We start from the raw sequence: 2,540 nt of genomic DNA, 5'->3' as shown, positions 1-2,540 counted from the left end.
GCCGCAGACCAACGGAATGGTCGAGCGCTTCAACGGCCGGATCGAAGAGGTCCTGCAGAGCCACCATTTCCGATCAGGCGAGGACCTGGAGACCACGCTCCACCGATACGTCTGGCTCTACAACCAGCAGCTCCCGCAATCAGCGTTGGCCAGCAAGGCGCCCTTGCAGGCCATGAAGGACTGGCACAAAATCAAGCCAGAGCTGTTCAAGAAACAGCCATACTACCTTCCGGGATGTGACAGCTATGTCTTCGGTCTGTCAAAGAACGGCCGTCTGGCGCGGAACATCTCGGCATTGGAGGCATCGACAGCGGCGCGCTACGTCCGGACGCCGGGTCAGAAGCTGCGCCGGTTCAAAACCTTCTCCTACGCAGCCCGCTCGTGGTCGAAACCCCGCCGCGTCATCGCCCGCGTCGAGGTTGGCCTCATGGCGAACGAGCATCTTCTGGCTTTGTCCGGCTCTTCGCGGATCGAAATTGCGACGCCATCGTTGGGATCATGACCGTCGGCGGAGCCGCCGACTCGTGAGATGCTGGAGGACAGCTATGCCGACGACCGAAGATCAAACCGACGCCTTGCTTCGACCGGGCACGACCTGCTGGCGCAAGGCGCGCGCAACTCGTGCCGCGCTGATCGTCGACGCGGCCGACTATTTCGTGCATCTGCGGCGGGCGATGATCCGCGCCGAACGCGCGATTTACCTGATTGGCTGGGACTTCGACCTGCGCATCGACATGGTGCCCGGTCACAGTGATGCAGGCGGCAATGCGCCCGACGGTTGGCCCAACCAGCTCGGGGCCTTCCTCAAGGCGATCGTGGATCGCAACCCGGAGTTGCGCCTGTATATCCTTAAATGGGATGGCGCGATGATCGCGGAGGTCGCGACGCAGGCTTGGGAGACGCTGAGCCTCAAGATAGCCTCCGAGCGCATCCGCTTCGCGCTCGACAGCCATCACCCGGCGGGCGCCTGCCACCACCAAAAGATCGTGGTGATCGACGATGGAGTCGCCTTCTGCGGCGGAATTGATGTGACCACCGGCCGTTGGGACACGCGCGACCACTCGCCAGACAACGAACAACGGGTCGATCCGGATGGCTCGCTGCACCAGCCTTGGCACGACGTGACCACCGCTCTGGAAGGACCTGTGGCCGAAGCGCTCGGTGACTTGGCACGGACCCGCTGGGAACTCGCCACAGGAGAAGCGTTGCCCGTACCGCAAACCGGTGGCGCCTCGTCTTGGCCGGACGATCTGGAGCCGGATATCCGCGACGTCGAAGTTGGCATCGCCCGCACTTCGCCGCGCTACCACGGCACGCCGCTGGTGAACGAGATCGAGGAGCTATTCCTTGCGGCCATCCGCGCCGCCCGCCGCACGATCTACGTCGAAAGCCAATACTTCGCCGCCGGCTCCCTGTGCGAGGCGATGGAGGCGCGGCTGGCCGAGCCGGACGGCCCGGAGATCGTGATCGTCAATCCGTTGTCGGCCGAGAGCTTTCTGGAGGACGAAGCGATGCATTCGGTCCGCTCGCGCATGATCGAGCGCCTGCGAGACGCAGATGCGCGCCGCGGCGGCGGACGTTTCAAGATCCTCCACCCGGTGAACGCAGAGGGCACGTCGATCTACGTCCACGCCAAGGTGTTCGTGATTGATGATCGGTTCCTCAAGATTGGGTCGAGCAATATCGACAACCGCTCGATGGGATTCGACACGGAATGCGACATTGCCATTGAGGCCGCTTCCGAGGAGGAGCGGGCTCTCATCCGGAACTTTACGCTTTCGCTGGTGGCCGAGCACTTGGGGCGCACGTCGGATGATGTGCGTGCGGCATGGCAGGAGCATGGCTCGCTTTCCAAAGCGATCGAAACTCTTGGGACGCCGAAGGGCAGGGGCCTGCATCCAATCGAGCCTCATTCGCTCGATCCACTGGAGCAGGCGCTGGCGGACAGCCGCATCTTCGATCCTCGACACTGGCCGCGCAACCGCGTCCGCCCGAAGGTCCGCGCGAAGCACACCGCCAAGCGCGCGGTCGAACCCTACCACTTGGAAGCGACCGCCATCGGTACGGTATTTCTGGCGGCGGGAGCCGCGGCGCTCGGCATCTGGGTCGGGCGCCGAATATTGCGGCGTGCCCGGCGGCAGCCGCTTGCAGCGCCTGCCATCATCACGGACCGGACGTTCCGTCCATCGGTGCCGCGCAAGCCCGAAGAACAAAGATAAGGCGCTCGAGATTACACCGCTGAAAGCGCCAGGTGGAGAATTTTCCATTTCAATAGATGACTACTTGTCACATCCCGGAAGGTAGTATGGCTGTTTCTTGAACAGCTCTGGCTTGATTTTGTGCCAGTCCTTCATGGCCTGCAAGGGCGCCTTGCTGGCCAACGCTGCTTGCGGGAGCTGCTGGTTGTAGAGCCAGACGTATCGGTGGAGCGTGATCTCCAGGTCCTCGCCTGATCGGAAATGGTGGCTCTGCAGGACCTCTTCGATCCGGCCGTTGAAGCGCTCGACCATTCCGTTGGTCTGCGGCGACTTCGGCGGGGT

At 63.0% G+C, this 2,540-nt stretch carries 3 protein-coding genes; 2 read left to right on the top strand and 1 reads right to left on the bottom strand.

Translation table 11 applies throughout. The features are described from left to right. Together JSE7799_RS21790 and JSE7799_RS12690 are read left to right on the top strand one after the other, a co-directional pair. The coding region (locus JSE7799_RS21790) for a transposase (RefSeq protein ID WP_245624881.1) at positions 1–502 on the top strand (502 nt) is incomplete at its 5' end. Positions 503–545: 43 nt separating this feature from the next. Next, a complete protein-coding gene (locus tag JSE7799_RS12690; protein WP_055663957.1) occupies positions 546–2,219 on the top strand; it encodes a phospholipase D-like domain-containing protein in 1,674 nt (557 codons plus the stop codon). Between the two features lie 60 nt (positions 2,220–2,279). Here the strand turns inward: JSE7799_RS12690 and JSE7799_RS12685 are convergent. Beyond that, positions 2,280–2,540, bottom strand: a 261-nt coding sequence (locus JSE7799_RS12685) for an integrase core domain-containing protein (RefSeq protein WP_144431688.1), incomplete at its 5' end; no start/stop codon positions are given.

This window comes from Jannaschia seosinensis (assembly GCF_001408515.1).
GTDB lineage: Bacteria > Pseudomonadota > Alphaproteobacteria > Rhodobacterales > Rhodobacteraceae > Jannaschia > Jannaschia seosinensis.
Note: the sequence above shows the minus strand (reverse complement) of the source record. Positions and strands in the feature narration are given on the sequence as shown.